The following is a 25,204-nucleotide window of genomic DNA, read 5'->3' as shown; positions in this document are numbered from 1 at the left end:
TGCGGAGGCGGCCGCTCATGGGCCATGGGGGTCCCTCTGCTCGAGCGAAGCCGAGAGCTTGGGGGAGGCCGCGCCGCTCAGCCCTCCAGGAACGCCACCAGCGCGTTCGCCAGCAGGAACGGGTCGTCGGCGGCGCACAGTTCACGGGCGCTGTGCATCGACAGGATGGCCACGCCGATGTCGACGGTGCGGATGCCGTGCCGGGCCGCGGTGATCGGGCCGATGGTCGTGCCGCACGGCATCGAGTTGTTGGAGACGAAGGACTGGAAGGGGACGCCGGCCTTCTCGCAGGCCGCCGCCCATACCGCGCGCCCCGAACCGTCCGTCGCGTAGCGGTTGTTGACGTTGACCTTGAGGATCGGACCGCCGCCCGCGCGCGGGTGGTGGGTCGGGTCGTGCCGCTCGGCGTAGTTGGGGTGGACGGCGTGGCCGGTGTCGGAGGACAGGCAGACCGTGCCGGCGAAGGCGCGCGCCCGGTCCTCGAACGATCCACCGCGCGCGAACACCGAGCGCTCCAGCACCGATCCGAGCAGCGGGCCGTCCGCGCCGGTGTCCGACTGGGAGCCGTTCTCCTCGTGGTCGAAGGCGGCCAGCACCGGGATGTACGGCAACTCCGGCGCCCCCGCCGTGACGGCCGCGAGCGCCGCCGCGGCGGCGTGCACCGACAGCAGGTTGTCCATCCGGGGGCCGGCCAGCAGCTCCCGGTCCCGGCCCAGGTAGGCGGGGGGCTCCACGGAGTGCGTCATCAGGTCCCAGCCGGCCACCTCGCCCGCGGCGAGCCCCGCTTCCGCCTCGAGGAAGGCGATCAGGTCGCCGTCGCGGACGTCGTCGCCCAGGCCCCACACCGGTTGCAGGTGTCGCTGCTTGTCCAGCTTGAGGCCCTCCGCAGAGACCTGGCGGTCCAGGTGGATCGCCAGCTGGGGGACGCGCAGCAGCGGGCGGTCGACGTTGACCAGGCGGGTGGAGCCGTCGCGCAGCGTGAGCCGGCCGGCCAGGCCCAGGTCGCGGTCGAGCCAGGAGTTCATCAGCGGGCCGCCGTAGATCTCCACGGCGACCTGGCGCCAGCCGTGCGCCCCGGTGTCGGGCAGCGGCTTGACCCGCAGGTTGGGGGAGTCGGTGTGCGCGCCCGCGATGCGGAAGGGAGTGTGCGGCGCGGCACCCTCGGGGACGTACCAGGCCACGATCGCCCCGCCGCGCAGCACGTACTTTCCGCCTGCCGTGCCGTCCCACGCGTCCGTCTCGCAGACCTGGCGGAAGCCGGCCTTCTCCAGCCGCTCGGCTGTGTTCGCCACGGCGTGGTACGGCGACGGGCTCGCCGTCAGGAAGGACATCAGGTCGTCGGTGTGGCCGCGGTCGAAGCGCTGGCTTGTACTCATGGGTTCACCTTAACGACGTCACGAGGGTCCGCTCCCGGTGTCGGAAGCGGACCCTCGTGTGTGGGGGGTCGGGAGAGGCGCAGGTGGGGGGTGGGGCGGGCGCCGGGGCCGGGGCCGTCCTAGAAGGCGGCCTCGTCCAGCTCCATCAGGTCCAGGTCCACGTTCTCGGCGACCTTGCGGGCCAGGGTGACGCCCGGCAGGACGTTGGCCGCGAAGAACTTCGCCGCCGCGATCTTGCCCTGGTAGAACGCCCGGTCCTTCGAGGAGGCCGTCTCCAGCTTTTCGGCGGCGATCGCGGCGCCCTTGAGCAGCAGGTGGCCGACGATCACGTCACCGGAGGCGAGCAGCAGGCGGGTGGTGTTCAGGCCCACCTTGTAGATGCTCTTGACGTCCTTCTCGGTGGCGGCGAGGTCGGTCAGCATCAGGCCGACGAGGGCCTCCAGTTCGGCGGCGGCCCTGGCGAGGTGCTCGCGGGCGCCGGCCAGGTCCTCCCCGCCGGTGCCGAGGGCCAGGAACTCCTTGATGTCCTCGGCGACCGAGTTCAGCGCGGCGCCCTGGTTGCGGACGATCTTCCGGAAGAAGAAGTCCTGGCCCTGGATGGCCGTGGTGCCCTCGTACAGGGTGTCGATCTTGGCGTCCCGGATGTACTGCTCGACCGGGTACTCCTGGAGGAAGCCGGAGCCGCCGAAGGTCTGCAGCGACTGCGCGAGCTGCTCGTACCCCTTCTCCGAGCCGTAGCCCTTGACGATGGGCAGGAGCAGGTCGTTGAGCGCGTGGTCGGCCGAGGCGTCCTCGCCGCCCGCCTCCTTGACCGCGATCGTGTCCTGGACCGCGGCGGTGTGCAGGACGAGGGCGCGCATGCCCTCCGCGTACGCCTTCTGCGTCATCAGCGAGCGGCGCACGTCGGGGTGGTGCGTGATGGTGACCTTGGGCGCGGACTTGTCCATGAAGTTCGCCAGGTCGGGACCCTGGACGCGCTCCTTGGCGTACTCCAGCGCGTTCAGGTAGCCGGTGGACAGCGTGGAGATCGCCTTCGTGCCGACCATCATGCGGGCGAACTCGATGATGCGGAACATCTGGCGGATGCCGTCGTGCTTGTCGCCGATCAGCCAGCCCTTGGCGGGGTGGCGGTCGCCGAAGGTCATCTCGCAGGTGTTGGAGGCCTTCAGGCCCATCTTGTGCTCGACGTTGGTGGCGTAGACGCCGTTGCGCTCGCCCAGCTCGCCGGTCTCCCAGTCGAACAGGTACTTCGGCACGAGGAAGAGGGACAGGCCCTTGGTGCCGGGGCCGGCGCCCTCGGGGCGGGCGAGGACGTAGTGGAGGATGTTCTCCTCCATGTCGTGCTCGCCGGAGGTGATGAAGCGCTTCACGCCCTCGATGTGCCAGGAGCCGTCCTCCTGCTGGACCGCCTTCGTGCGGCCGGCACCGACGTCCGAGCCGGCGTCGGGCTCGGTGAGCACCATGGTGGAGCCCCAGGTCTTCTCGACCGCGATCGAGGCGATCCTCCGCTGCTCCTCGGTGCCCTCCTCGAAGAGGATGCGGGCGAACGCCGGGCCGGAGGAGTACATCCAGATCGCCGGGTTGGCGCCGAGGATCAGCTCCGCGTAGGCCCAGATCAGGGACGGGGGAGCGGTGGTGCCGCCGATCTCCTCGGGCAGGCCCAGGCGCCAGTACTCGGAGTCCATGAAGGCCTTGTAGCTCTTCTTGAAGGTTTCCGGCACCGGCGCGGTGTTCGTCTCGGGGTCGAACACCGGCGGGTTGCGGTCGGCGTCGACGAAGGACTCCGCCAGCTCGTTCTCCGCCAGGCGGGTCAGCTCCTCCAGGACGCTCCTGGCGGTGTCGGCGTCCATCTCCTCGAACGGACCGGTGCCGTACAGCTTGTCGCGCCCGAGCACTTCGAAGAGGTTGAACTCGATGTCGCGGAGGTTCGACTTGTAGTGCCCCATGGCCACGGCTCCCGTCGAGGACTCGGCGAGGCACTGGCTCCTCGCATCTGGTTCACGTACCAACTAGTAGCTCCGATGATGCTACCCGTCGGTAATAAGAAGCAACCCCGATCCCGCCATGTGTGACCGAGCCCTCGTGCGGGTCAGTACGCTGTGGCTCATGTACGGATACGGCCAGCCGATGGACAGCGGGGCGGCACAGCAGGGGTACGTCCCTCCGCAGCAGCAGATGCCCGGCGGTGTCGGCGGGTACGGCCAGCAGGCTCCGGCCTATCCCGAGCCCTCGCCGCCCTCGCTCGCGGACGCGGTGCGCGCCTTCACCACGGGGCAGCTGGCCGCCGAGGACTTCCAGCAGGTGTTCGCGACCTCCAAGGTGTACTGCCCGCGCGGCGACAACCCCGGGTTCCTGGCGCTGCACAACACCCAGCAGCCGGTGATCCCGATGTTCACCTCGCTCAAGGAGCTGCGCCGGTACGCGGGCAAGGAGTCCAAGTACTTCGTGATCACCGGTGCTGAGGTGATCGACCTGCTGCCGACCGGCTACGGCTTCGTGCTCGACATGGAGGGCGAGCACCGGATGGTGTTCGACGCCAAGGCGGTCGAGCAGATGGTCGACTTCGCGATGCGCCGGATGTACGGCTAGGACCAGTGGACGCCGCCGCCCGGAGCCCGGAGGGAATTCCCTCCGGGCTTCTTCTGTTGGGGGTGGCAGAAAGTTCAATGCTCAACTAAAGTGGTCGCACAAGGAGGAACCGACATGCCTGCAGTGACCGTCGAGAACCCGTTGACGCTGCCCCGTGTGGCCGCGCCCGCCGATGCCGTGGCACGTCCCGTGCTCACCGTCACGACCGCGCCCAGCGGATTCGAGGGCGAGGGCTTCCCGGTGCGCCGGGCGTTCGCGGGGATCAACTACCGCCATCTCGACCCGTTCATCATGATGGACCAGATGGGTGAGGTGGAGTACGCGCCGGGCGAGCCCAAGGGCACCCCCTGGCACCCCCACCGTGGCTTCGAGACCGTCACGTACATCATCGACGGAGTCTTCGACCACCAGGACTCCAACGGTGGTGGCGGCACCATCACCAATGGCGACACCCAGTGGATGACGGCGGGCAGCGGCCTGCTGCACATCGAGGCCCCGCCGGAGTCGCTGGTCGTGTCCGGCGGCCTCTTCCACGGCCTCCAGCTGTGGGTGAACCTGCCGGCCAAGGACAAGATGATGGCGCCGCGCTACCAGGACATCCGCGGCGGCAGCGTCCAGCTGCTCACCTCCCCCGACGGCGGCGCGCTGCTGCGGGTCATCGCCGGTGAGCTGGACGGTCACGCCGGCCCCGGCATCACGCACACGCCGATCACGATGATCCACGCGACGGTGGCGCCGGGCGCGGAGGTCACCCTGCCCTGGCGGGAGGACTTCAACGGCTTGGCGTACGTGATGGCGGGACGCGGCACCGTGGGCGCCGAGCGCCGGCCGATCCACCTCGGCCAGACCGCGGTCTTCGGCGCCGGTTCCTCGCTGACCGTCCGCGCGGACGAGAAGCAGGACGCGCACACGCCCGACCTGGAGGTCGTCCTCCTCGGCGGGCAGCCGATCCGCGAGCCGATGGCTCACTACGGCCCCTTCGTCATGAACACCCGGGACGAGCTCATGCAGGCGTTCGAGGACTTCAAGAAGGGCCGCCTCGGCACCATCCCGGCGGTTCACGGGATGACCGAGGACGGGCTGTAGGCCTTCCCGGTCGCTGGGAGCGAGGGCCCCGTCCGCTCGAGGACAGGGCCCTTCCGCGTTCCTGCCGGGCCCGGTGCGGGACGCGGACCGCGCCACCGGCCGGACCGCCGGTGGCCGGCGCCGTGTCACCCGGGTGGGCCGTCCGCGCGGGACAGGCCGTCCGGCGTGTGATCGTCTGGAGGCGTGCAGGCCCCCGCCCCGCTGCTGCCCGAGCCCGTCCGGCGTCTCGCCGCCTGGTGCGCCGCCGTTCTGCTGGTGTCCGGGGTGGTGTGGATCGGGGCCCAGCTGTGCGTGGTGTTCCGGACCGCGGTGATCCCGGTGCTGCTGGCGCTGTTGGGGACGGCTCTGCTGCAGCCGCTCTTCCGGCGTCTCGTGGAGACGGGGGTGAACCGGTCGCTCGCCGCCGGGATCACCTGTGTGGCGGTCGTCGTGGTCGTCGGCGGTGCGGTGTACATCGTGGTGGCCGCCCTGATCGACAGCGGGGAGCAGATCATCGCCTCGCTCAAGAAGGCCGCGCGGTCGCTCGCCACCCACTTCGGGGCGGCCGGGACCTCGCTGGACGATCTCGCCTCCAACGGCAGGCGGCTGCTGGAGAAGTTCGGCGGGACGGCCGCCTCCAACGTCATCAGCGGGGTCAGCGTGGTCGGAGAGGCGCTCGCCATGGCCGTCCTGGCCCTGCTGCTCGTGTTCTTCTTCCTGCGCGACTCGCACAAGGCCGCCGCCACCCTGCGCACACTCTCCCCGCGCGGGACCGGCGACACCGCGGAGGCCATGGCCCGGCGGGCCTTCGCGGCCGTGGAGGGCTTCATGCGTGGCACGACGCTCATCGCGCTGATCGACGCCGGTTGCATCACCGTCGGCCTGCTGGTGCTGAAGGTGCCCGGCGCGGTCGGGCTCGGCGCGCTGGTCTTCGTCGGCGCCTACATCCCCTACCTGGGCGCCTTCCTCTCCGGGGCGGTCGCCGTACTGGTCGCGCTCGCCGACCGCGGGTTCGTCATCGCGCTGTGGGCGCTCGGGGTGGTGCTGGCGGTACAGGTGCTGGAGGGGCATGTGCTCCAGCCGGTGATCCAGAGCCGGACCGTGCAGATGCACCCGGCCGTCGTGATGCTGGCGATCACCGGGGGCGCGTCGGTCGCCGGGATCGTGGGGATGCTGCTGGCGGTGCCGCTGACCGCGGCGGCCTTCGGGACCGCGCACGAGCTGCGGGACCGGTACGCGGCTTCGCCGTAGGGCTCACGCGGCGGAGCGGCTCACCTGGTCGGCGAGGCCTCGTACAGCTCGAACCAGATGCTCTTGCCCTGGCCCCGCGGCACGACGCCCCACGCGTCCGCGAGCAGTTCGATCAGCACCAGTCCGCGCCCGGAGGAGGCGAGTTCGCCGGGCCGGCGCTTGTGCGGCAGATCGTCGCCGGCGTCGGTGACCTCCACCCGCAGACGCCGCTCGCCCCTTTCTCCGCTGACCTCGGCCAGCACCAGTGCGTCGACGTCGGTGTGCAGCAGGACGTTGGCGAGGGTCTCCGACAGCAGCAGCACCGCCGAGTCCACGTGCTCTTCGCTCGACCAGTCGTGCAGCAGCTCCCGCAGTTGCCGGCGGGCCACGGAGACCCGCTCGGGCTCGGCCTGCGCGACCGTCATCAGGGTATGCCGCAGCCTGGGGCGGACCGCCCGGCCGTCGCGGCGCCGGCTCAGCAGCAGCACGGCGATGTCGTCCTCGCGGCGGTCGGCCAGGGGCCCGGTGGTGTGGTGCGAGGAGGGTCCGTGCACCGCCTGCACCAGCGCGTCGGCGAGTTCCTCGGTTTCGCCGTCGTGCCGCTCCAGGATCGTACGGATCCGCTGCCAGCCGGTGTGCAGGTCGTGGCCGCCGGTCTCGATCAGGCCGTCCGTGCAGATCATCATCGTCTCGCCCGGCTCCAGGGTGAACCGGGTGGTCGGGTAGTCGGAGTCCGGGTCGATGCCGAGCGGCAGTCCGCCGGCCGTCGGGCGTTGCAGCACCGTGCCGTCCGCCATCCGGATCACCGGGTCCGGGTGCCCCGCGCGGGCCACCTCCAGGACCCCGGTGCGGGGGTCGACCTCGGCATACAGGCAGGTCGCGAAGCGCAGGTCGGCGACCTCGTCAGCGTCCTCGCCGCCCTCGCCGCCCTCGCCGCCCTCGCCGTCGGCACCGGCGGCGAGGATGCCGTGCAGGAAACGGGAGGCGCGGGAGAGCACCGCGTCCGGGCGGTGCCCCTCGCAGGCGTAGGCGCGCAGGGCGATGCGCAGCTGGCCCATCAGCCCCGCGGCACGCACGTCGTGGCCCTGGACGTCCCCGATGACCATGGCGAAGCGTCCGGACCCGGAGGACGTCCGGGACCGCGAGGTGGCGCCGGGCAGCGGGATCATGTCGTACCAGTCGCCGCCGACCTGGAGGCCGCCGCCGGTGGGTACGTAGCGGGCGGCCATGTCCATGCCGGGGACCTCGGGGCCCAGCGTCGGCATCATCGAGCGCTGGAGGCCCTCGCTCAGCTCCCGCTCGGTCTCCGCGGTCCCGGCCCGGGACAGGGCCTGGGCGAGCATGCGGGCCACCGTGGTCAGCACCGAGCGCTCGTCGGGAGTGAAGGCCACCGGGTAGGTGAAGGCGGCCATCCAGGCGCCCATCGTGCGGCCCGCGACGGTCAGCGGCAGGAACGCCCAGGAGTGGCGGTGGAAGCGCTCGGCGAGCGGCCAGGTGAGCGGATAGCGGGACTTGTACTGTCCCGGTGAGGAGAGGTAGACGGCCCGCCCGGTACGGACCACCTCGGCGGCCGGGTAGTCCGTCTCCAGCGCCATGTGCACGAAGGGGCCCTCGTCGCCGGGCCGCTGCCCGTGGTGGCCGATGATCGTCAGCCGGTCGGCCTGGACGCCGAAGACCGCCAGCCCGTCCGGCGAGAATCCCGGCATCGACAGGCCGGCCGCCACCCGCAGCACCTCCGCGGTGGAGCGGGCCTCGGCCAGCGCCCGGCCGGCGTCGAGCAGGAAGGCCTCCCGCGAGCGCCGCCAGTCCCCGGTGACCGCTCTTCGCCCGGCGGGCGAACCGGGCGCCGGCTCGGCGACCTCCTGAAGGGTGCCGATCAGCTTGTACGCCTTCTTGCGGGCGTCGAAGGTCGGTTTGGAGCGGCTGCGCACGACGCGGATGATCCGGTTGCGCTCGTCCATGATGCGGATGCGCACCTCGGCGAGGGTGCCCTCGGCGACAGCCAGCTGCACCACGCCGGTTATCTCGTTCCAGTCGACCGGGTGGAGCCGGGCGCGCACCTGGGCTTCCCTGAGTGTGGCCTCCCGGGCGGGCAGCCCGAGCAGTCTGGCCGCCTCGGCGTCGACCGAGACCAGGCCGGTGGCCGTGTCCCAGTGCCACATCCCGGTCGCGAGGGAGGCGAGTACGTCCCCCACGGCGGGCAGGGGCTCACCAGTGCACATTGCCCCACTGTAAGAAGAGGCGATCGAACACTGCCACCGAAGGTGCACGGCCGTGCGGACCTCGGTGCTGCCCCGTTACCGCCCGGGACCTCTCTCAATGGGGGGGAGCCGATCTTGAGGTGCCCGGTACGCTTGGTAGGTCCGGGCCGTGCCCGCCCGGTGATCCCCGATCCGCGAAGACTGGATGAACGACGATGCATCGGTACAGGTCCCACACCTGCGGCGAGCTCCGCGCCTCTGACGTCGGCACCGACGTCCGGCTGAGTGGCTGGCTGCACAATCGGCGCGACCTGGGCGGCATCCTCTTCATCGATCTGCGCGACCACTACGGCATCACGCAGCTCGTCGCCCGCCCCGGCACGCCCGCGTACGAGGCGCTCGACAAGCTCTCGAAGGAGACCGTCGTCCGCGCCGACGGCAAGGTCGTCTCCCGCGGAGCCGACAACGTCAACGCCGAGCTGCCCACCGGCGAGATCGAGATCGAGGTCGGCGAGGTCGAGGTGCTGGGCGCGGCGGCCCCGCTCCCCTTCACCATCAACACCGAGGACGGGGTCAACGAGGAGCGGCGCCTGGAGTACCGCTTCCTGGACCTGCGCCGTGAGCGCATGCACCGCAACATCCTGCTGCGCACGGCGGTCATCTCCGCCATCCGCCACAAGATGTCGGCGATGGGCTTCAACGAGATGGCGACGCCGATCCTGTCCGCCACCTCCCCCGAGGGCGCCCGCGACTACGTGGTCCCCTCCCGTGTGCACCCGGGCAGGTTCTACGCCCTCCCGCAGGCCCCCCAGCAGTTCAAGCAGCTGCTGATGATCTCGGGCTTCGACCGCTACTTCCAGATCGCGCCCTGCTTCCGTGACGAGGACGCCCGCGCGGACCGCTCGCCGGGCGAGTTCTACCAGCTCGACGTCGAGATGAGCTTCGTCGAGCAGGAGGACGTCTTCCAGCCGATCGAGAAGCTCATGACGGAGCTCTTCGAGGAGTTCGGCGGCGGCCGCCACGTCACCTCCCCCTTCCCGCGGATCCCGTTCCGCGAGGCGATGCTGAAGTACGGCTCCGACAAGCCGGACCTGCGCGGCAAGCTGGAACTCGTCGACATCACCGACATCTTCGCGGGCTCGGAGTTCAAGGCGTTCGCGGGCAAGCACGTCCGCGCGCTGCCGGTGCCGGACACCGCCGGCCAGCCCCGCAAGTTCTTCGACCAGCTCGGCGAGTACGCGGTGGAGCAGGGCGCGAAGGGCCTGGCGTGGGTGCGGGTCGGCGAGGACGGCGCGCTGACCGGTCCGATCGCGAAGTTCCTGACCGAGGAGGACGTCGCGGAGCTGACCAAGCGGCTGTCGCTCGCCCCCGGTCACGCCGTGTTCTTCGGCGCGGGCGACTTCGACGAGGTCTCGAAGATCATGGGCGCGGTGCGGGTGGAGGCCGCCAAGCGCGCCGGCCAGTTCGAGGAGAACGTCTTCCGCTTCTGCTGGATCGTCGACTTCCCGATGTACGAGCGGGACGAGGAGACGGGCGGGATCGACTTCTCCCACAACCCGTTCTCGATGCCGCAGGGCGGCCTGGAGGCCCTGGAGACCCAGGACCCGCTGGACATCCTGGGCTGGCAGTACGACATCGTGTGCAACGGTGTCGAGCTGTCCTCCGGCGCCATCCGCAACCACGAGCCGGACATCATGCTCAAGGCCTTCGAGATCGCGGGCTACGACCGTGAGACCGTCGAGGAGAAGTTCGCCGGCATGCTCCGCGCGTTCCGCTTCGGCGCCCCGCCGCACGGCGGCATCGCGCCGGGCGTCGACCGCATCGTCATGCTGCTCGCGGACGAGCCCAACATCCGCGAGACCATCGCCTTCCCGCTCAACGGCAACGCCCAGGACCTGATGATGGGCGCCCCGACCGAGCTGGACGAGTCCCGCCTGCGGGAACTGCACCTGTCGGTGCGCAAGCCGCAGCCGAAGTAGTCCCCCGCGGACGCGCGAGAGGCCCGGAACCCCCTCGGGGTTCCGGGCCTTGTCGTATGAGCAGACGGAGGGGCGGGTTCGTTTCCGGGGGCAGAGCTCTCAGAACCCCAGGTAAGTGATCTGAACGACGTAGACACGTTCACTGCGTACGACGACCTGATACGTGAATGTCCCGCCGGCCACGATCAGCTGACGGGTGCGGTGCGGTTTGCTCCGCACCGAAGGCGTACTCCCACTTCCAGCTCAACCGCGTACTGCTTCCATGGCTTCGTCCAGGACGGCGCTCAACTCGCGCAGCGCCTCCTCAGCGGTGGCAGGGTCCTCGTGTTCCAACCTGCTCTGCGCGTGAGCGAGGCGGGAGGACAGGTCGGGGCGCCGGGCGATCTCGATGTCCCTGGCCCAGGTGAGCGTGATGGAAGAGGCACCTCTGCGCCGACAGGTCGGGGGCACAATGGTGTGGCAGCGCCAGCTCGAACGTCTGTTGGAGGTGGGGCGGTTGAACCACGTCACGCTTCAGGTCATGCCGACGAACACGGATGCTCACCCAGGAGTGGACGGCAAGGAGAAACTGCTGGGGGAAACATGATCCGCAAGGCCTCCGCCAGCGACGCCTCCGAACTGGCGTGGTTCAAGAGCAGCCACAGCAGCGGCACGGATGGCAACTCCTGCGTTGAGCTCGCCGTCACCCCCGGCACCGTGCACGTTCGCGATTCCAAGAACATAGGAGGCCCTCAGCTTGCGCTCACGCCCGACGCGTGGAAGGGCTTCGTGAGCCACACCTCGGAACGCTGACTCGGCAGGACCGTGCGAAGGGGCCCGGGAACAAGTCGTTCCCGGCCCCCTGTGTGCAAGCGGTGAGTCCTACTCGTCCGAGCCGCCGAAGCGCTCCTTGTACGTCTCCAGGTCGTCGTCCGTGAGCTTGGCGAAGAGGACCGGGGGGACCGTGAACGGCGTACCGGCGGGGACGCTGGTCAGGGAGGTCGCCTCGGCGGGGGTCACCCAGGTCGCCGTGTCGCCGTCCAGGGAGAACGCCGCGCGCATGGCCGCCGACGAGGTGGGGATGAACGGCTCCGAGACCACCGCGTAGAGGTGGATCAGGTTCATCGCGGTGCGCAGGGTGAGGGCCGCGCCGTCCTTGTCGGTCTTGATCTCCAGCCAGGGGGACTTCTCCTCCAGGTAGGAGTTGCCCGCCGACCACAGGGCGCGCAGGGAGGCCGCCGCCTTGCGGAACTGGATGGCCTCCATGTGCTCCTCGTACTCGGCGAGGAGACGGGCGATCTCCTCCCCGAGCCGCGCCTCGGCCTCGCCCGGCTCGCCGCCCTCCGGTACCGCGTCGCCGAAGCGCTTGCGGGAGAAGGACAGCACCCGGTTGACGAAGTTGCCCAGCGTGTCCGCCAGGTCCTTGTTCACCGTGGCCGTGAAGTGCTCCCAGGTGAAGGACGAGTCGTCGGACTCCGGCGCGTTCGCCATCATGAAGTAGCGCCAGTAGTCGGCCGGGAGGATCTCCAGCGCGTCGTGCGTGAAGACACCGCGCCGCTGCGACGTGGAGAACTTGCCGCCGTAGTAGTTGAGCCAGTTGAAGGCCTTGATGACGTCGACCTTCTTCCACGGCGCGCGGGTGCCCAGCAGGGTCGCCGGGAACATCACGCTGTGGAAGGGCACGTTGTCCTTGCCCATGAACTGGGTGTAGTGGACGTCCGCGTCCGACTCCCACCACCACGAGCGCCAGTCCCGGTTCTCCGGGTCCTGGTCCGCCCACTCCTTCGTGGCGCCGATGTACTCGATCGGGGCGTCGAACCAGACGTAGAAGACCTTGCCCTCGGCGGCCAGCTCCGGCCAGGTGTCGGCCGGGACCGGGACGCCCCAGTCCAGGTCGCGGGTGATCGCACGGTCGTGCAGGCCCTCGGTGAGCCACTTGCGGGCGATCGAGGAGGCCAGCACCGGCCAGTCGTCGGCGCGCTCGTCGACCCATGCCTCGACCTCGCCGGCCAGCACGGACTGGAGGAGGAAGAGGTGCTTGGTCTCGCGGACCTCCAGGTCGCTGCTGCCGCTGATCGCGGAGCGCGGCTCGATCAGGTCGGTCGGGTCCAGGACCCGCGTGCAGTTCTCGCACTGGTCGCCGCGCGCCTTGTCGTAGCCGCAGTGCGGGCAGGTGCCGATGATGTACCGGTCGGGCAGGAAGCGGCCGTCGGCGTTGGAGTACACCTGGCGGATGGCCCGCTCCTCGATGAACCCGTTCGCCTTGAGCTCGCGGGCGATCTCCTGCGTGATCTCGTGGTTCTGGGGGGACGAGCTGCGGCCGAAGTAGTCGAAGGCCAGCGAGAAGCCGTCGTAGACGGCCTTCTGCGCGTCGTGCGCCTGCGCGCAGAACTCGTCGACCGGGAGGCCCTGCTCCTTGGCCGCGAGCTCCGCCGGGGTGCCGTGCTCGTCCGTCGCGCAGATGTACAGGACGTCGTGGCCGCGCTGGCGCAGATAGCGCGAGTACACGTCCGCCGGGAGCATGGACCCCACCATGTTGCCCAGGTGCTTGATCCCGTTGATGTACGGAAGGGCGCTGGTGATGAGGTGTCGAGCCATCGCGGGCTGCTCCCAAGTCGCTACGTGGGGTGACGATCTCGTCGGGTGCGGGTCGTCTACGGAACCTTGAAATCGTAGCCGACATGGGTGGGCCGCCCGCTTCCCGTTTTGAGGGGTGGGAAGGGGCGGCCCTGGTACGGCGTGGTTACGGGCGCGTGGTCCCGTGGGTCACGGGCGCCAGTTCGCCAGTACGCCCTCGTAGAGTTCCTGGTCCGTGAGCTCGCGGGGGGTGGGGCCGGCGTGGAAGAAGGACGCGGTGTCGGTCTTCAGTTTGCGGAGGTAGTCGAAGGCCTTGTTGTCGTGCTCGCCGAAGGCGACGAAGGAGAAGAAGACGGAGGGGTGCTTCTTCGCCGCGTCGGTGAGGGACTGGGTGGCCGGGGTCTTGGCGTCCGGGGCGCCGTCCGTCTGGAAGATCACCAGGGTGGGGGTCGCCGGGTCGTCGGCCGACTCCGCGCGGTGGGCCAGTACGGCGTCCACGGCGGCATGGTAGCTGGTGCGGCCCATGCGGCCGAGGGAGCCGTGCAGGTCGTCGACGCGGTTCTCGTGTTCGGCGAGGGTCAGCTCGCCGGTGCCGTCCACCTCCGTGGAGAAGAACGTGACGTGGACCGTCGCCTCGGGGTCGAGGTGGGCCGCGAGGGCGAGGGTCTGCTCGCCGAGGGCCTGGGCGGAGCCGTCCTTGTAGTACGGGCGCATGGAGGCGGAGCGGTCGAGGACGAGGTAGACCTTGGCGCGGGTGCCGGTGAGGTCGTACTTCGCCAGGGCGGATGCGGCGGACTGGTAGGCGGTGGTGAGGGCGGGGGCGTGCGAGTGGATGTGGGCGAGGGGGGTGGCGGGCTCGGTGCCCGTGTTGTCCGCCTTGGTTTCGGCGTCCGGCTCCGGCTCGGACTGGGCGTCCGGCTCAGTGTCGGTTTCGGCGTCCGGCTCCCGCTTGGTTTCGGCGTCGGTGTCGGCGTCGGCCTCGGCTTCGCCTTCGGCCGGTGAGGGCGACTGCTCAGCCGCGGGCTCCGGTTCCGGCTCCGGTTCCGTGGTCGGCTGTTCGGCTGCCGGTTCGGGGGTGGGCTCGGCCTCGGCTTCGCCTTCGGCCGGTTCGTTCCCACCCGCACCACCCGTGCGGCCTTCGTCGTCGGGTGCGAGTGGCCCCTGTGGGGCTTCTTCGCCGTCGGCGGCCTGCGGCGTGTCGGCCTCCGGCTCCGCCTCGGTCTCGGTCTCTGCCTCGGCCTGCGGTTCGGGGGTCGGCTCGGGCTCCGGCGTCGGCTCCTCGGCCACCGGTTCCGGGGTTGTCTCCGGCTCCGGCTCCGTGGCTGCCGGGGTCGGCTCCTCGGCCACCGGTTCGGGCGTTGCCTCGGGCTCCGACTCCGGTTCCGCAGCTGCCGGTTCGGGGGTCGAGGTGGGGTCCTCCGTCGTCAAGTCGGCCGGGTCCACGGGGGTGGCCGGCTTGGGGACGGTGATGTTGTCGAAGGCGGCTGAGACCAGATCGTGTTCGTCGCCGGTGGAGGGCCGGGGGTCCGGGACGTGGACGGCGGCGGGGGGCTCGGGTGCGGACTCGGCCGCCGGGGCGGGGACCTTCGGCTCCGGCTGCTGGGCAGCGGTGGGGGTCGGCTCCTGGGTTGGAGTCTGCTCCGCACCCTCTGCCTCAGCCGTACGCCCCTTGCGCGATCGGCCGAACGCGTTCCGCAGGAGAGTGAGAATGCCCATGTGCGCAACCCTTCGTGAGTTGATGCCCGTCAATCCCTGGCCAGGACGGACACGTAAGGTTAGCGGCCCCGAGTAGTGATCTTGGGCAGGGGCGAGTACCGGCAGGCGGGCCGTGTCAATGCGATCCTCGGCCGTCGTGCAGCGTGACGTCGACGAGCAGCGCGCGGTGGTCGGTGTCGGCCAGGGCGAGGAAGCGGGCGCCGGTCGCGGAGAAGTCCGGTGAGACGAGCACGTGGTCGATCTGGGCGCCGAGGGCGGGCGCGGTACGGGCCGGCCAGCTGGGGGCGCGCTCGGCGCCGGCCAGGCGGGCGGCGTCGTGCAGTCCGGCGTCGATGATGCGGCGGAAGGCCGCGTGGTCCTGGGAGGCGTTGAAGTCGCCGGCCAGCACGGTCGGGATCGTACGGTCCGCCGTTGCGAAGGCGCGCAGCCGGGCGAGTTCCCGGTGCCAGAGCGCGACCTGGCCGGGCAGCGGCGGCATCGGGTGCGCGAGCTGGAGGCGTACCGCGTGCCCGCGGACGTCGGCGACCGCGCCCGGCATGCCCATCGTGCCGCGGACTCCGGCGGTGCCGCGCAGGGCGTAGCGGCTGAGGATCAGGGACCCCTGCGAACCACCCGCCCGGACCGCCCGCCGGTACGGGTAGTCGCCGCCGACCTCCCGGTCCAGCGTCGCCTGGCAGGTGTACTCGCACTCCTCGACGAAGACGATGTCGGGCCGCTCGTGGCGGATGACCGGGACGAGGGCCGGGGCACCGCGCCCGAACTGCACGTTCGAGGTCAGCACCCGCACCCCGGCCACGGCATGGCCGGCCGGCGCGGAGACCCTGCCGTACGGCTCGATGAACCACGCCAGCAGCCCCAGCAGCGCCACGCCCCACACCGCCCCCGCCCACCAGCGTCCGCGCAGCGTGAACGCCAGGCCCAGTCCGGTGGGCACGAGCAGCCACGGCAGGAAGGCGAGGAGCTGCGGTACGGGCGTGATGCCGTCGCTGTCGGCCAGCCGGCACCCGACGACGACGCTCACCCCCGCGAACATCAGCCCGGCGCACCAGCTCGCGAACCGTCCCCCCTGCTTGGTCACGACGACGAGCCTACGGGGTCGCCACGGACCCCGGGCATCCCGCGTGCGGGGTCAGACGCGCACGCGCGGCGGCGGCTGCTGGGGGCGGGTCCGGGTGGTGGGGGCCTCGGCCGCCCGGCGGCGGCGGAAGGGCCGGCGCGGGCGGCGGGAGAGCCAGGTCAGGGCGGCCACCGTCAGACCGAGCGCGACCAGGATCCACGAGGTGGTGCGCAGGGTGGCCGTGAGGGCGTCGTAGACGGCGCCGACGGCCGGCTGGGAGACCTCGGCGGGCAGGTCGGCGAGGGTCAGGCTGCGGCCGATGGCGACGGCGAGGGCGAGCAGCGCGCCGCCGAGGGCGGTGCCGAGCGCGGTGGCGGTCAGCGCACGGCGGCGGCGGGCGGCCAGGGCGAGCCCGGCGACGGCGAACACGACGGCCGCGACCGGCAGCCAGAAACCGGCGAGTTCGAGCACGTGGAACCCCTTCCGCAGGCGGCCCAGTTGCTGGGCCGGAAGCAGATCGACCTCGGTGTGCTGGACGGGGATGCGGTTCGCGAGCGGTACGTGGTCCTGGGCGAGCTGGGCCTTGACCTGGGCGGTGACGGGCGTGAGGTCGACGGTGACCGGGCGTTCGAGGAAGTCGCGTTCGTCGCGCAGGGCCCGCAGCACGGCGTCGTGGGCGGCCCGGTTGCTCTCGTTCCACGCCGTGCGGAAGGCCTCGGTCTGGGTGAACGAGCGGACCGCGTCGTGCACGAAGGGGGTGATGGTGCCGGGGCGCACGCGGGCGTCCAGCCCGTGCCCGATCTCCTGCACGATCCCGTCCCCGACGGTGTCCGCGATCGCGTCGCGGACGTCCGGGTCGTCGGCGAGCGGCGCCATCGTGGTGACGTAGCGACCGGTGTCGGAGAGCCCGTACGCCGCCCAGGCCGACAGCACGCCGAACGGCACGAGCAGGCACGAGAGCGCGATGAGCACGGCCGACAGACCGCTTCGCATACGTCGGGACACGTTCTCAGCCAAGGCCGTCGCCCGCCCCTCCGCGAGCGGAGGGGCGGCATTCGGGTGACCGGCGGGAGAGCGGTTCGGTCGGTCCGGGTCGACCGACGTGGGTCAGTGGGTCAACTCACGCGACGGCCCGCCGCGTCCTCGTGCGTGTAGAACCAGTAGAAGCAGAAGAGGCCCGCGACGATCCCTATCCCCAGCGACAGGCCGACCGTCGGCACGATCGCGTGGCCGCTCTGGCTGTAGAGGAAGCCGAACGCCACGCCGATGAAGGCGAACCACAGCGCGGCGTGCTGCTCCCGCCGCAGCCGGGGGCCGACCATGAGGACGCCCGTCAGGACCACCGCGAACACGATCGTGGTCACGAAGCCGAACAGCACGTTCCAGCCCGTGATCGGTCCGCCGTAGCGCCGGTCGGCCGCGGCCCAGTAGCCGTAGACGAGCCCCAGTGCGAGCGGTCCCGCCCACCGGCCGATGGCATGGGCCCGGTCGCTGAACAGGTTGGGTGGGCGGGTGGTGCGGGTGGTGATACCGGACACGGGTGCCGCTTGAGCCATGAGAGCGCTCCTCTCTCTCCTCGCCCCCGCCTACCAGAGCACACCGGGGAAGGAGCCCTGGCAAGTCGGTGGAGCGGTTAACGTGCTGACGTACGCGACCGACCGGATCACGACACGGGGGGGACGATGCCCGGAACCGTGCTGCTGCTCGCGGCCGCGCCCGTGGGCAGGGGGCGTCTGGTGGACGCCGCGTCCGTGCTGCCGGTGCTGGCCGCCGTGGCGCCCTCCGTGCTGTCCGGCACGGACACCGCGACCGTGGTGGAGCTCGCCGACCCGCTGGAGCCGCAGGCCGTGCTCACCCGGCTGCGCGCGGCCGCGGCGGCGCCCGGCCCGCTCACCGTGTTCCTCACCGGCCAGCTCCAGCTGGACCGCCGCCAGCGCCTGCCCCACCTGGCGCTCGCCCGCACCACCCCGGCGACCGTCCGCTACACGGCCCTGCCCTGGCACTGGCTGCGCGAGGAACTGCGGCTGCGCCCGGACGGCACGACCACGGTCGTGGCCGACCTGCACGCGGACGCGGAGAGCTGGGAACTGCTGCGCGGGCGCCCCTTGGACCGCGGGCACAACATCGCCCTGTACGGCCGGATCGCACCGCCGCCGGCCCGGCGCACGGTGGCGGCACCGGCGTACATGAGAGCGGTGGCGACGATCCTGCGCAGCGGGCACCGGCCGCTCCCGGCGGAGCTGCACGAGCAGGCGCTGTCGCGGCTGACCGGGGAGGACGGCGGCCCCGGCCTCGTGCTCACCGCGCCCGGGGCTGGGCCGGCCGACCCGCACACGGCCATCACCGCCTGCGTGCGGGCCGGCCGGCACGGCGACGCCGACGCGCTCGCCGCCCGTTGGGAGCGGACCGCCGCCCTCGCCCACGGAGCGGCCTCCGAGGACGCGCTGCACTGGGCCGAGGTCCGCGCGGACCTGGCGATGTTCGCGGGCGACGCCGCCCGCAGCTGCCGGGCGTGGCTGACCGTGGCCACCACCCGCCTGGCCATGGGCCAGGCCGCCGACGCCGTGGCCGTCGAGACCGCCGTCGACCGCGCCCACCACCAGTGGGGGCTGATCCACGACCCCGAACGGGCCCGCGAACTCGGCTCGGTGCTCGCGGAGTTGCGCGGCCGGGTGCCGGGCCGGCGAGAGGGCGCGCTGGACCATGTGCGCCGTCAGCTGAACCAGCTGCAGACGCAGGCCTGAGGCGGGCCTGACGTGGATCTGGCCCAGGTCCGAGGCGGGTCTGACGCAGGTCCGGTGCGGGTCCGGTGCAGATTTGGCCCGGGTTTCCCGAGTCCCGTACGGGTCCGGTGTGGCCGAAATGCGCCCTCCCGGAGAGTTGTGTCGCGGTGCCAGGATGGTGAGTTATGGCTGAGGGGGATGGCGTGGCCGGCCGAGGTGTACGGGTCCGGCTGGACGGAAGTGCGAGCAACAAGGACGTCGGCGCGCTGAAGGCGTGGCTGGAGCGGGAGAAACCGCTGGAGGAGCTGGTCAGCGGGGGACGGCTGCGGATTGTCGAGCAGCCGCGTTCGGACGTGCCGCCCGGTCGCATGGGCGCCGGCATGGAGATCCTGCTGTTCCTGCTCGGCGCGGGAGCCGAAGCCGTGTTCGACGAGCTGGTGGCGCAGACCAGGCGGGCGGTGGCGGCCTGGCTGGAGAACCGCCGCCGGGTGGAGTCCGGCGACTCACCCCAGACCCACGTCGATCCGGTGCACCACGACGAGGGGTAGCCCCGTGGACCGCTTCGACCCGCGCGGGCGGGTGAACCGGGCGCTGCTGGTCGGTGTTGGGGAGTACGAGCACACGCAGCCGGACGATCCGGAGGGCGTTCCCGGCCATCTGCCCGCCGTCCGGCACAACCTGGAGCGGCTGGAGGACGTGCTGCGCCGGGGCGGGATCTTCGGCGGGCGGGAGGAGACCGGGGAGCGGGAGTCTGCCGTCGGGCGGGAGGCCACCACTGGGCGGGAGGACACAGACGGCCAGGAGGGCGCCGGCGGGCAGGAGGCCGGCGGACCGGGCGCCGTCGGGCAGGAGGAGGTCACCGTCCTGCGCTCGCCGTCCCTGGACCAGTTCAGCGAGGCGCTGCGCACCGCCGCCCAGGACGCCGACGGCCTGCTGCTGTGCTACTTCGCCGGGCACGGCGCCGTGCCGAGCGCGGGCGACGAGCTGTTCCTTCAGATGCGCAACGCGCGCGTGGTCGCCGGCGGCCGGGCAGTGTTCCCGGGCGCCGAGGCGTTCACCGGGATGCTCACCGTGCTCGCCGGGAGCCGCGCCGAGCGGATCGTGGTGATCCTCGACTGCTGCTACGCGGGTAACGCCGCCAAGGTGTGGCACGACTTCGCCGACCGTCGGCGGATCCTGCTGCTGATGAGCGTGCAGGCCAACCGGCTCATCGACTCCGGCGACGGCACGAGAGCCACCCCGTTCACCGAAGAACTCGTACAACTCCTCGACTCAAGCGGGGAGTTGTCCTTTCTGAAGCTCTTCGACCGGCTGCGCGGGCAGATGGTCGGGGCGGGCCGCAGGACCCCGCTCGGGGACCTGTGGGAGCCGCAGTTCGCCGGTGAGCCGGGCACGGACGTGCTGCTGGCGGCGCGGGAGGGCGAGCCGGTGCGGAAGGGCGAGCCGGAGGAGCCGAGCACACCCGCACCGGACCCGGGGCAGTCGTCCGAGGAGCCCGCGCCCTCGGCGCAGTCCTCCGCACAGCCGCCGCGCACCGAGTCACCGGGCAGGCAGGCGGGCACCGGGCCGAGGACCGGCACCGGCGGCCCGGTCCGTCTCCTGGTGGCCCTGTTCGCCGTGTCGCGTGCCTGGGCGCGTGCCGTGATCGACTGGTTCGTCGGGCTGCGCACCAGGGCCCGGGTCGTGGTGAGCGCGCTGCTGGTGCTCGCGCTCGCCGCGCTCGGTGCCGGCGGCTACGAACTCGTCGGCCCCGGCGGCGGCCACTCCTGCGCGCCGCCGCTCGAACTGCGCCTGCTGACCGACCCCGACCTGGAGCCGACGGTCCGCGCCGCCGCCGACGCCTATCTGACCTCGCGGGCCAACACCACAGGGCACGGCTGCCGCCGCAGCGGCCTCACCGTCTACAGCGCGGGCGCGACCGCCGCGGTCTCCGCGCTGCGCCGGCAGAGCGACGCCTGGCAGGAACCCCGCGTGGAGGACACCAACCCGCAGCGGGACGTCGGGCCGCAGCCGGACGTGTGGATCCCCGCCTCGGGCACCGACGCGGCCCGGGTCACCACCGACTGGACCACCCGTAGTTACGTCGAACTCCGCCCGGACGAGGAGCCGTTCGCGTACTCGCCCGTCGTGCTGGCCGTACCGCAGAACCTCGCCGGGGCCGGACTGGACGAGCGCGTCGGGCTGCCGCTGTCCGGGCTGATCGCGAACCTGAGGAAGCAGGACGCGAACGCCAGGGTGCTGCGGCCCGACCCGGAGTTCACCGACTCCGCCCTGCTGGCGAGCATCGGCCTGTACGGCGGCACCGCCGACTCGCGCGCCGCCGAGCAGGCCGTACGCCCCGCGGGACCGCCCTCGCCGACCGCCGCCGAGCTGCTGTGCGCGCTGCCGGCCGACCGCGCCGCGGACGGCCGTACCGCCGCGCTCGTCCCGGAGTTCCTGCTCAGGAGCGGGGTGGGCTGCGCGCGGACGACACGTGTGCCGCGGATCGCCGAGTACCCCGCCGACGTACCGGCGCTGACGCCCACCTTCGTGCGGGTCCGCTGGGAGGGCGGCGACCGGGACGCGGCGGCGCGGGACGACGCCGTCGACCGCTTCCGCACCTGGCTCATCGGAGAGGAGGGCCTGGCCGCGTTCGCCGCCGACGGCTTCCGGTCGGCGACGGAATCCGGCCACCGACTGCTCGACGCGGACCACGCCGGTGTGGGCGTGCTGCGCGGCCCCAGCCCGCTGCCGGGCGCGGCCCGCCGGACGGCGATGGAGGAGGCCCTCACGCGGTACCGCAGCGCCCACGGACCCGGCCGGGTCCTCTACCTCCTCGACAGCTCCGGTTCGATGAGCACGCGGTGGCCGGGGCCCAGTGGCGGCCCCGGCATCCTGAAGCAGTCCCTGGGCGGGCTCGGCGCCCAGGACGACTACGGGGTGTGGGCGGTCTACGGCAGCTCCGGCGACCAGCCCTACCAGCAGTTGCTCCCCTTCGGGCACCACCGCCGCGCCGACGCCGAGCACGTCGTCGACGCCGAGGCGCGGGTGCGCGACGCCGAGGCCGACCCGCACGCGGCGCTGCTCGCCGCGCTGGACGACATGGCCGGCCGCGGCACCGACGACCAGCGGCCGCAGCTGATCGTCTACATCACCGACGACGAGGACAGCGACCGGCTGACCGGGAAGAACCTGGACGAGGTACTGGCCCGGGCGCGGAAGGCGAAGGTGCCGGTGGACATGGTGTCCCTGATCAGCGGCTCCTGCGACACGGGCCGGCCGGACGCCCGGATCGCCGAGGCGAGCGGCGGCCGCTGCCTGGACGCGGGCGACGATCCCGGCAGGGGCCTGCGCGACGAGGTCGCCCGAGTGGGGACGGGGGAGCACTGATGGCACGACGACCGGCCGCGACGCTCGCCCGCCTGCTGGTGCTGCCGCTGCTCGCGGCCACCGCCTGCACGGGGGGCGGGCCACGGGACGGGCAGACGCCCGCCGCCGACGTGCCCGGGGACATCGTGGTGGCCAGCGGCCGGGACGTGACCGGCAAGAACGGCGTCCGCCAGCAGCTCATCGACGCCTGGAACCGGCAGCAGGAGCAGCAGGACTCCGGCTACCACGCCCGCCTGGTGGAACTGCCGGGCTCCGCCGACCAGCAGCGCAGCCAGCTGCTGGGCGCGCTCCAGTCGGGCAGTGCCCACTACGACGTGGTCAACCTGGACGTCACCTGGGTACCGGAGTTCGCCGAGGCGGACCTGATCGGGCGGCTGCCCGACGAGGCCGTCGACGACGATGTCATCGCGTCCGTGGCCGACACCGCCCGCTGGAAGGACCAGGTGTACGCGGTGCCGTTCAACAGCGACGTCGGTCTGCTCTACTACCGGCGCGACTATCTGAGCCGGGCGGGCGTCCAGCGCACCGGCCCGGACGCGATCCGCACCTGGCAGGACCTGCGCGGCCTCGGCGACACCCTCGACGCCCGCCCGCCCAAGGGGTACGAGAAGCTCTGGACCACGCAACTGGCCGCCTACGAGGGCCGTACGGTCAACGCCGTGGAGGCGTTCGCCTCGGCGACCGACGACTTCGCACTCACCGACGACTCCGGCCGCTACACCGCCGATCTGCGGGAGCTGACCGACGGCATCGCGGAGCTGCGCCGGCGCACCGACAAGCCGTACACCCTGGACAGCGCCGTCAGCTCCGACGAGGCGTCCTCGCTCAGCGACTTCGAGGACGGCCGCACCGCCTTCCTGCGGCAGTGGCCGTACGCCTACGGCACGCTCCACCGGAGTTTCACCGAGCAGCGGCTCGGCGTGGCCCCGCTGCCCGGCCGGGCGGTGCTCGGCGGGCAGAACCTGGCGGTGACCCGGTCCTCGCAGCGGGCCGGGAAGGCGGCCGAGCTGATCACGTTCCTCACCAGCCCCCAGAGCGAACGCTGCCTGCTGGACGCGGGCTTCGCCGCGACCCGTACGTCGGCGTACACCGACGACCGCGTCCGCTGCACGTCCGTGCCGGCCTCCGGCGGCTCGCCGTCGGCGTCGCCCACCGGCGAGAGCACCGACCGCATGCCCCGCGACGCGGCCGGCCGTCCCGGTTACGCCCGCGGCATCCTGCTGCCCGCCCTCCAGCGGGCGGTCTCCCGACCGCGCACCCCGCTCTACGGGGCGTTCACCCAGACCTTCACCGCTCAGCTGGGTGCCCTGTTCTCCGACAACCCGCCCAGCGACGCGGTGCTGGCCGGCCGGCTGGACGAGGCGCTGCGCCGGGCGCTGCCGGGCTGAGCGCGAGCGCGACGGGGCGCCGACGCGCGGTACCGGCTGGCTGTCGGGTCACAAGTGCTGTGGCCGGAAAGGTTTGCCGGGCGTCGCGAGCCGGTGAACCTTTCCGGTCGCGGCACTAGCGGCTCTGGACCGCCCGCGGGGCGGGGACCGGGTCTGCCGAGGGCACCGGTCCGGCGTTGGCCGCCGCGACCAGGGCGGCCACGGCTATGACGGCCGCGCCGAATCCTCTGACGCAACGTGCGGAGAAGTGTCCTTGGCGCGCGACAGTGCGTCCGAGCACGGCAACCGACCTCGCAACGACAGTGATGGATTAAGCGCGTTTAACGCACCCTCCAACGTAGGGGGTGAGGAGGTCGAACGAAAAGGGCACCAGGGCGAGTTGGGGCCCGCTGGGCGTAAGGTCCGGTGCTGACCTCCGGTCAGTCGAGGCGGCTCACCGCAACTCGGCTTACTGGCATGATGAACCGCATGGCGAAGCGGGACGACCCGGAGACCATCGGGCGCAGGGTGCAGCGGCTACGGCGGGAACGGGGCCTGACTCAGCGTCAGCTGGCGGAGCCGGCGTACACCCCCGCGTATATCTCCACGCTCGAGGCGGGACGGGTCCGGCCCTCCGACGAGGCGCTCAGGCACCTCGCCGAGCGGCTCGGGGTCGCCTTCGACGAACTCGCCACCGGACGCCCCGCCCATCTCGCCACCGACCTGCGCCTCAGGCTGACCGAGGCCCGGCGCACGCTCGCCACCGGGGAGTCCGTGAAGGCGGCCGAGCAGTATACCCGGCTGCTGGCGGAGGCCGAGGAGCACGAACTCGTCGACGTCCAGGCCGAGGCGCTGCTGGGGCTCGGCGAATGCGCCCTGGAGACCGGCGAGCTGGAGAGCGGCCGGCAGTTCTTCGAACGGTCCGAGCGGGCCCTCGCCGACGCGCCGCTGCCCGCCCGGGTCCCCGCGCTGCGCGGCCGCGCCGTCTCCCACTACCTGGCGGGGGAGCTGCGGTACGCCGTCTACCTGCTGGAGTCCACCCTCGACGAGCTCAACCGGGGCGGGCTGCACGACCCGGACGCGCTGCTGCTGCTCTACGCCGGCGTCATCGGGCCGTACATGGACATGGGGGCGCATGCGCGGGCGGCCCAGGCGGCCGAGTTCGCGCTCGCGCTGGCCCCGCAGGCGGGCGATCCCGCGCTGGTGGCCCGGATGCACCGGTCGGTGGCCCGCACCCTGCTGGCCGAGGGCCGGATCGCCGAGGCCGACGCCTCACTCGCCAAGGCCGCCGAGCTCTACCGCGCCCTCCAGTTGCGCACCGAACTCGCCAACTGCCACTGGATGCGCGGCTACGTCTGCGCCCAGAACGGCGAACTTGAGCGCGCCGAGGAAGAGTTGAGGTCCGCTCAGGCCATGCTGTCCGCCCAGCGGGCCGCGCTCTACACCAGCCAGGTCGCGGTCGAGCTGGCCGACGTCCTGCACCGGCGCGGCAAGTCCGAGGAGGCCGGCGACCTGCTGCGGAACGTCCTGGGCGACCTCTCCCCCGAGCGGGGCGCCGTGCACGCCGCCGCCGCGCACCGCCTGCTCGGCATCATCGCCGAGGACGCCCGCGACACGGAGGCCGCCGAGGAGCACTACGTGCGTGCGCTGAGCCTGCTGGAGCGGGCGGGCGCGGTCGGCGACCTGGCCGACCTGTGCCGCCTCCTCGGTGATCTGCTGCGCCGCACCGGCCGCGTGGAGGCGGCCCTGGACGCCTACCGCACCGGCCTCGGCCACCGCACCGCCCCCGGCACCACGACCCTGGGCCCGGCCCCGGCACAGCCGCCGCTGTGACGGCCGTCCGCCGCGGCGGCGGCGCGCGGCTCCTGGGGGCGGATTCCGTGGCTTCCGGGATGGTTTCCGGGGCGGTTTCCCGGGGTGCGCCGGGGGTACCCGCCGCGTGCCCCGGGCCGGGGACTCGCTTTCGTGCGGTTCTC

The 25,204-nt window shown here is 72.2% G+C and carries 18 protein-coding genes and 1 pseudogene; 11 read left to right on the top strand and 8 right to left on the bottom strand.

All coding sequences use genetic code 11. The features are described 5' to 3' along the window. Nucleotides 1-77: 77 nt before the first annotated feature. Entirely contained in the window at nucleotides 78-1,376 is a 1,299-nt protein-coding gene (locus tag ABZ818_RS13145) for a M18 family aminopeptidase (RefSeq protein WP_361413356.1), read from the bottom strand. A 119-nt stretch (nucleotides 1,377-1,495) separates the two neighbouring features. Further along, entirely contained in the window at nucleotides 1,496-3,322 is a 1,827-nt protein-coding gene (locus tag ABZ818_RS13140; RefSeq protein WP_361413355.1) for an acyl-CoA dehydrogenase, read from the bottom strand. A gap of 160 nt (nucleotides 3,323-3,482) precedes the next feature. On the opposite strand from ABZ818_RS13140, the gene ABZ818_RS13135 reads away from it, so the two are divergent. From ABZ818_RS13135 to ABZ818_RS13125, 3 genes are all read left to right on the top strand, one after another. Continuing rightward, complete coding sequence (locus tag ABZ818_RS13135; RefSeq protein WP_141366432.1) at nucleotides 3,483-3,965, top strand: SseB family protein; 483 nt, start codon at nucleotides 3,483-3,485, stop codon at nucleotides 3,963-3,965. A 114-nt stretch (nucleotides 3,966-4,079) separates the two neighbouring features. Continuing rightward, nucleotides 4,080-5,051: a pirin family protein gene (locus tag ABZ818_RS13130; protein ID WP_361413353.1), complete on the top strand. Its 972-nt coding sequence runs from the start codon at nucleotides 4,080-4,082 to the stop codon at nucleotides 5,049-5,051. A 183-nt stretch (nucleotides 5,052-5,234) separates the two neighbouring features. Continuing rightward, on the top strand, nucleotides 5,235-6,281 hold the full coding sequence (locus tag ABZ818_RS13125; protein WP_361413351.1) for an AI-2E family transporter: 1,047 nt from the start codon (nucleotides 5,235-5,237) through the stop codon (nucleotides 6,279-6,281). A gap of 20 nt (nucleotides 6,282-6,301) precedes the next feature. Here ABZ818_RS13125 and ABZ818_RS13120 read toward each other — a convergent pair whose 3' ends face one another. Further along, nucleotides 6,302-8,482: a SpoIIE family protein phosphatase gene (locus tag ABZ818_RS13120; protein ID WP_361413349.1), complete on the bottom strand. Its 2,181-nt coding sequence runs from the start codon at nucleotides 8,480-8,482 to the stop codon at nucleotides 6,302-6,304. A gap of 194 nt (nucleotides 8,483-8,676) precedes the next feature. On the opposite strand from ABZ818_RS13120, the gene aspS reads away from it, so the two are divergent. The 3 genes and pseudogenes from aspS to ABZ818_RS13105 all read left to right on the top strand — a co-directional run bounded on the left by aspS (nucleotide 8,677) and on the right by ABZ818_RS13105 (nucleotide 11,232). Beyond that, entirely contained in the window at nucleotides 8,677-10,440 is a 1,764-nt protein-coding gene (aspS, locus tag ABZ818_RS13115) for an aspartate--tRNA ligase (protein WP_361413347.1), read from the top strand. Between the two features lie 409 nt (nucleotides 10,441-10,849). Next, nucleotides 10,850-11,014, top strand: a pseudogene (locus tag ABZ818_RS13110) (Scr1 family TA system antitoxin-like transcriptional regulator); the annotation flags it as partial. A gap of 8 nt (nucleotides 11,015-11,022) precedes the next feature. Beyond that, nucleotides 11,023-11,232 carry a DUF397 domain-containing protein gene (locus ABZ818_RS13105; RefSeq protein WP_361413345.1) on the top strand — a complete coding sequence of 70 codons (210 nt, stop codon included), beginning with the start codon at nucleotides 11,023-11,025 and terminating at the stop codon, nucleotides 11,230-11,232. Nucleotides 11,233-11,301: 69 nt separating this feature from the next. Here ABZ818_RS13105 and metG read toward each other — a convergent pair whose 3' ends face one another. The 5 genes from metG to ABZ818_RS13080 all read right to left on the bottom strand — a co-directional run bounded on the left by metG (nucleotide 11,302) and on the right by ABZ818_RS13080 (nucleotide 17,325). Next, a complete protein-coding gene (metG, locus tag ABZ818_RS13100) occupies nucleotides 11,302-13,017 on the bottom strand; it encodes a methionine--tRNA ligase (RefSeq protein WP_361413344.1) in 1,716 nt (571 codons plus the stop codon). A gap of 168 nt (nucleotides 13,018-13,185) precedes the next feature. Further along, a complete protein-coding gene (locus ABZ818_RS13095) occupies nucleotides 13,186-14,712 on the bottom strand; it encodes a VWA domain-containing protein (RefSeq protein WP_361413342.1) in 1,527 nt (508 codons plus the stop codon). Nucleotides 14,713-14,827: 115 nt separating this feature from the next. Continuing rightward, nucleotides 14,828-15,745: an endonuclease/exonuclease/phosphatase family protein gene (locus ABZ818_RS13090; protein ID WP_361413610.1), complete on the bottom strand. Its 918-nt coding sequence runs from the start codon at nucleotides 15,743-15,745 to the stop codon at nucleotides 14,828-14,830. A gap of 96 nt (nucleotides 15,746-15,841) precedes the next feature. Further along, complete coding sequence (locus ABZ818_RS13085) at nucleotides 15,842-16,774, bottom strand: hypothetical protein (RefSeq protein WP_361413341.1); 933 nt, start codon at nucleotides 16,772-16,774, stop codon at nucleotides 15,842-15,844. 110 nt (nucleotides 16,775-16,884) lie between these two features. Beyond that, on the bottom strand, nucleotides 16,885-17,325 hold the full coding sequence (locus ABZ818_RS13080) for a hypothetical protein (protein ID WP_361413339.1): 441 nt from the start codon (nucleotides 17,323-17,325) through the stop codon (nucleotides 16,885-16,887). Between the two features lie 126 nt (nucleotides 17,326-17,451). On the opposite strand from ABZ818_RS13080, the gene ABZ818_RS13075 reads away from it, so the two are divergent. From ABZ818_RS13075 to ABZ818_RS13055, 5 genes are all read left to right on the top strand, one after another. Further along, nucleotides 17,452-18,513: a hypothetical protein gene (locus ABZ818_RS13075; RefSeq protein WP_361413337.1), complete on the top strand. Its 1,062-nt coding sequence runs from the start codon at nucleotides 17,452-17,454 to the stop codon at nucleotides 18,511-18,513. A gap of 182 nt (nucleotides 18,514-18,695) precedes the next feature. Further along, nucleotides 18,696-19,040: a hypothetical protein gene (locus tag ABZ818_RS13070; protein ID WP_361413336.1), complete on the top strand. Its 345-nt coding sequence runs from the start codon at nucleotides 18,696-18,698 to the stop codon at nucleotides 19,038-19,040. Nucleotides 19,041-19,044: 4 nt separating this feature from the next. Beyond that, the gene (locus ABZ818_RS13065; protein ID WP_361413334.1) at nucleotides 19,045-21,861 is read left to right on the top strand and encodes a substrate-binding domain-containing protein; all 2,817 of its coding nucleotides are present in this window, start codon (nucleotides 19,045-19,047) and stop codon (nucleotides 21,859-21,861) included. Then, nucleotides 21,861-23,249, top strand: coding sequence for an extracellular solute-binding protein (locus ABZ818_RS13060; protein WP_361413332.1), 1,389 nt, complete (start codon nucleotides 21,861-21,863; stop codon nucleotides 23,247-23,249). Before ABZ818_RS13065 ends, ABZ818_RS13060 begins: the two co-directional genes overlap by 1 nt. 468 nt (nucleotides 23,250-23,717) lie before the next feature. Then, complete coding sequence (locus ABZ818_RS13055; RefSeq protein WP_361413330.1) at nucleotides 23,718-25,061, top strand: helix-turn-helix transcriptional regulator; 1,344 nt, start codon at nucleotides 23,718-23,720, stop codon at nucleotides 25,059-25,061. Nucleotides 25,062-25,204 lie beyond the last annotated feature (143 nt).

This window comes from Streptomyces sp. NPDC047453 (assembly GCF_040643155.1).
Classification (GTDB): domain Bacteria; phylum Actinomycetota; class Actinomycetes; order Streptomycetales; family Streptomycetaceae; genus Streptomyces.
Note: the sequence above shows the minus strand (reverse complement) of the source record. Positions and strands in the feature narration are given on the sequence as shown.

Excerpts from the sequence above, each read along its gene's own strand:
- ABZ818_RS13145 (WP_361413356.1), bottom strand. The coding sequence starts at position 1,376 with ATGAGTACAAGCCAGCGCTTCGACCGCGGCCACACCGACGACCTGATG.
- ABZ818_RS13140 (WP_361413355.1), bottom strand. The coding sequence starts at position 3,322 with ATGGGGCACTACAAGTCGAACCTCCGCGACATCGAGTTCAACCTCTTC.
- ABZ818_RS13135 (WP_141366432.1), top strand. The coding sequence starts at position 3,483 with ATGTACGGATACGGCCAGCCGATGGACAGCGGGGCGGCACAGCAGGGG.
- ABZ818_RS13130 (WP_361413353.1), top strand. The coding sequence starts at position 4,080 with ATGCCTGCAGTGACCGTCGAGAACCCGTTGACGCTGCCCCGTGTGGCC.
- ABZ818_RS13120 (WP_361413349.1), bottom strand. The coding sequence starts at position 8,482 with ATGTGCACTGGTGAGCCCCTGCCCGCCGTGGGGGACGTACTCGCCTCC.
- aspS (WP_361413347.1), top strand. The coding sequence starts at position 8,677 with ATGCATCGGTACAGGTCCCACACCTGCGGCGAGCTCCGCGCCTCTGAC.
- ABZ818_RS13105 (WP_361413345.1), top strand. The coding sequence starts at position 11,023 with ATGATCCGCAAGGCCTCCGCCAGCGACGCCTCCGAACTGGCGTGGTTC.
- metG (WP_361413344.1), bottom strand. The coding sequence starts at position 13,017 with ATGGCTCGACACCTCATCACCAGCGCCCTTCCGTACATCAACGGGATC.
- ABZ818_RS13095 (WP_361413342.1), bottom strand. The coding sequence starts at position 14,712 with ATGGGCATTCTCACTCTCCTGCGGAACGCGTTCGGCCGATCGCGCAAG.
- ABZ818_RS13090 (WP_361413610.1), bottom strand. The coding sequence starts at position 15,745 with ATGTTCGCGGGGGTGAGCGTCGTCGTCGGGTGCCGGCTGGCCGACAGC.
- ABZ818_RS13080 (WP_361413339.1), bottom strand. The coding sequence starts at position 17,325 with ATGGCTCAAGCGGCACCCGTGTCCGGTATCACCACCCGCACCACCCGC.
- ABZ818_RS13075 (WP_361413337.1), top strand. The coding sequence starts at position 17,452 with ATGCCCGGAACCGTGCTGCTGCTCGCGGCCGCGCCCGTGGGCAGGGGG.
- ABZ818_RS13060 (WP_361413332.1), top strand. The coding sequence starts at position 21,861 with ATGGCACGACGACCGGCCGCGACGCTCGCCCGCCTGCTGGTGCTGCCG.
- ABZ818_RS13055 (WP_361413330.1), top strand. The coding sequence starts at position 23,718 with ATGGCGAAGCGGGACGACCCGGAGACCATCGGGCGCAGGGTGCAGCGG.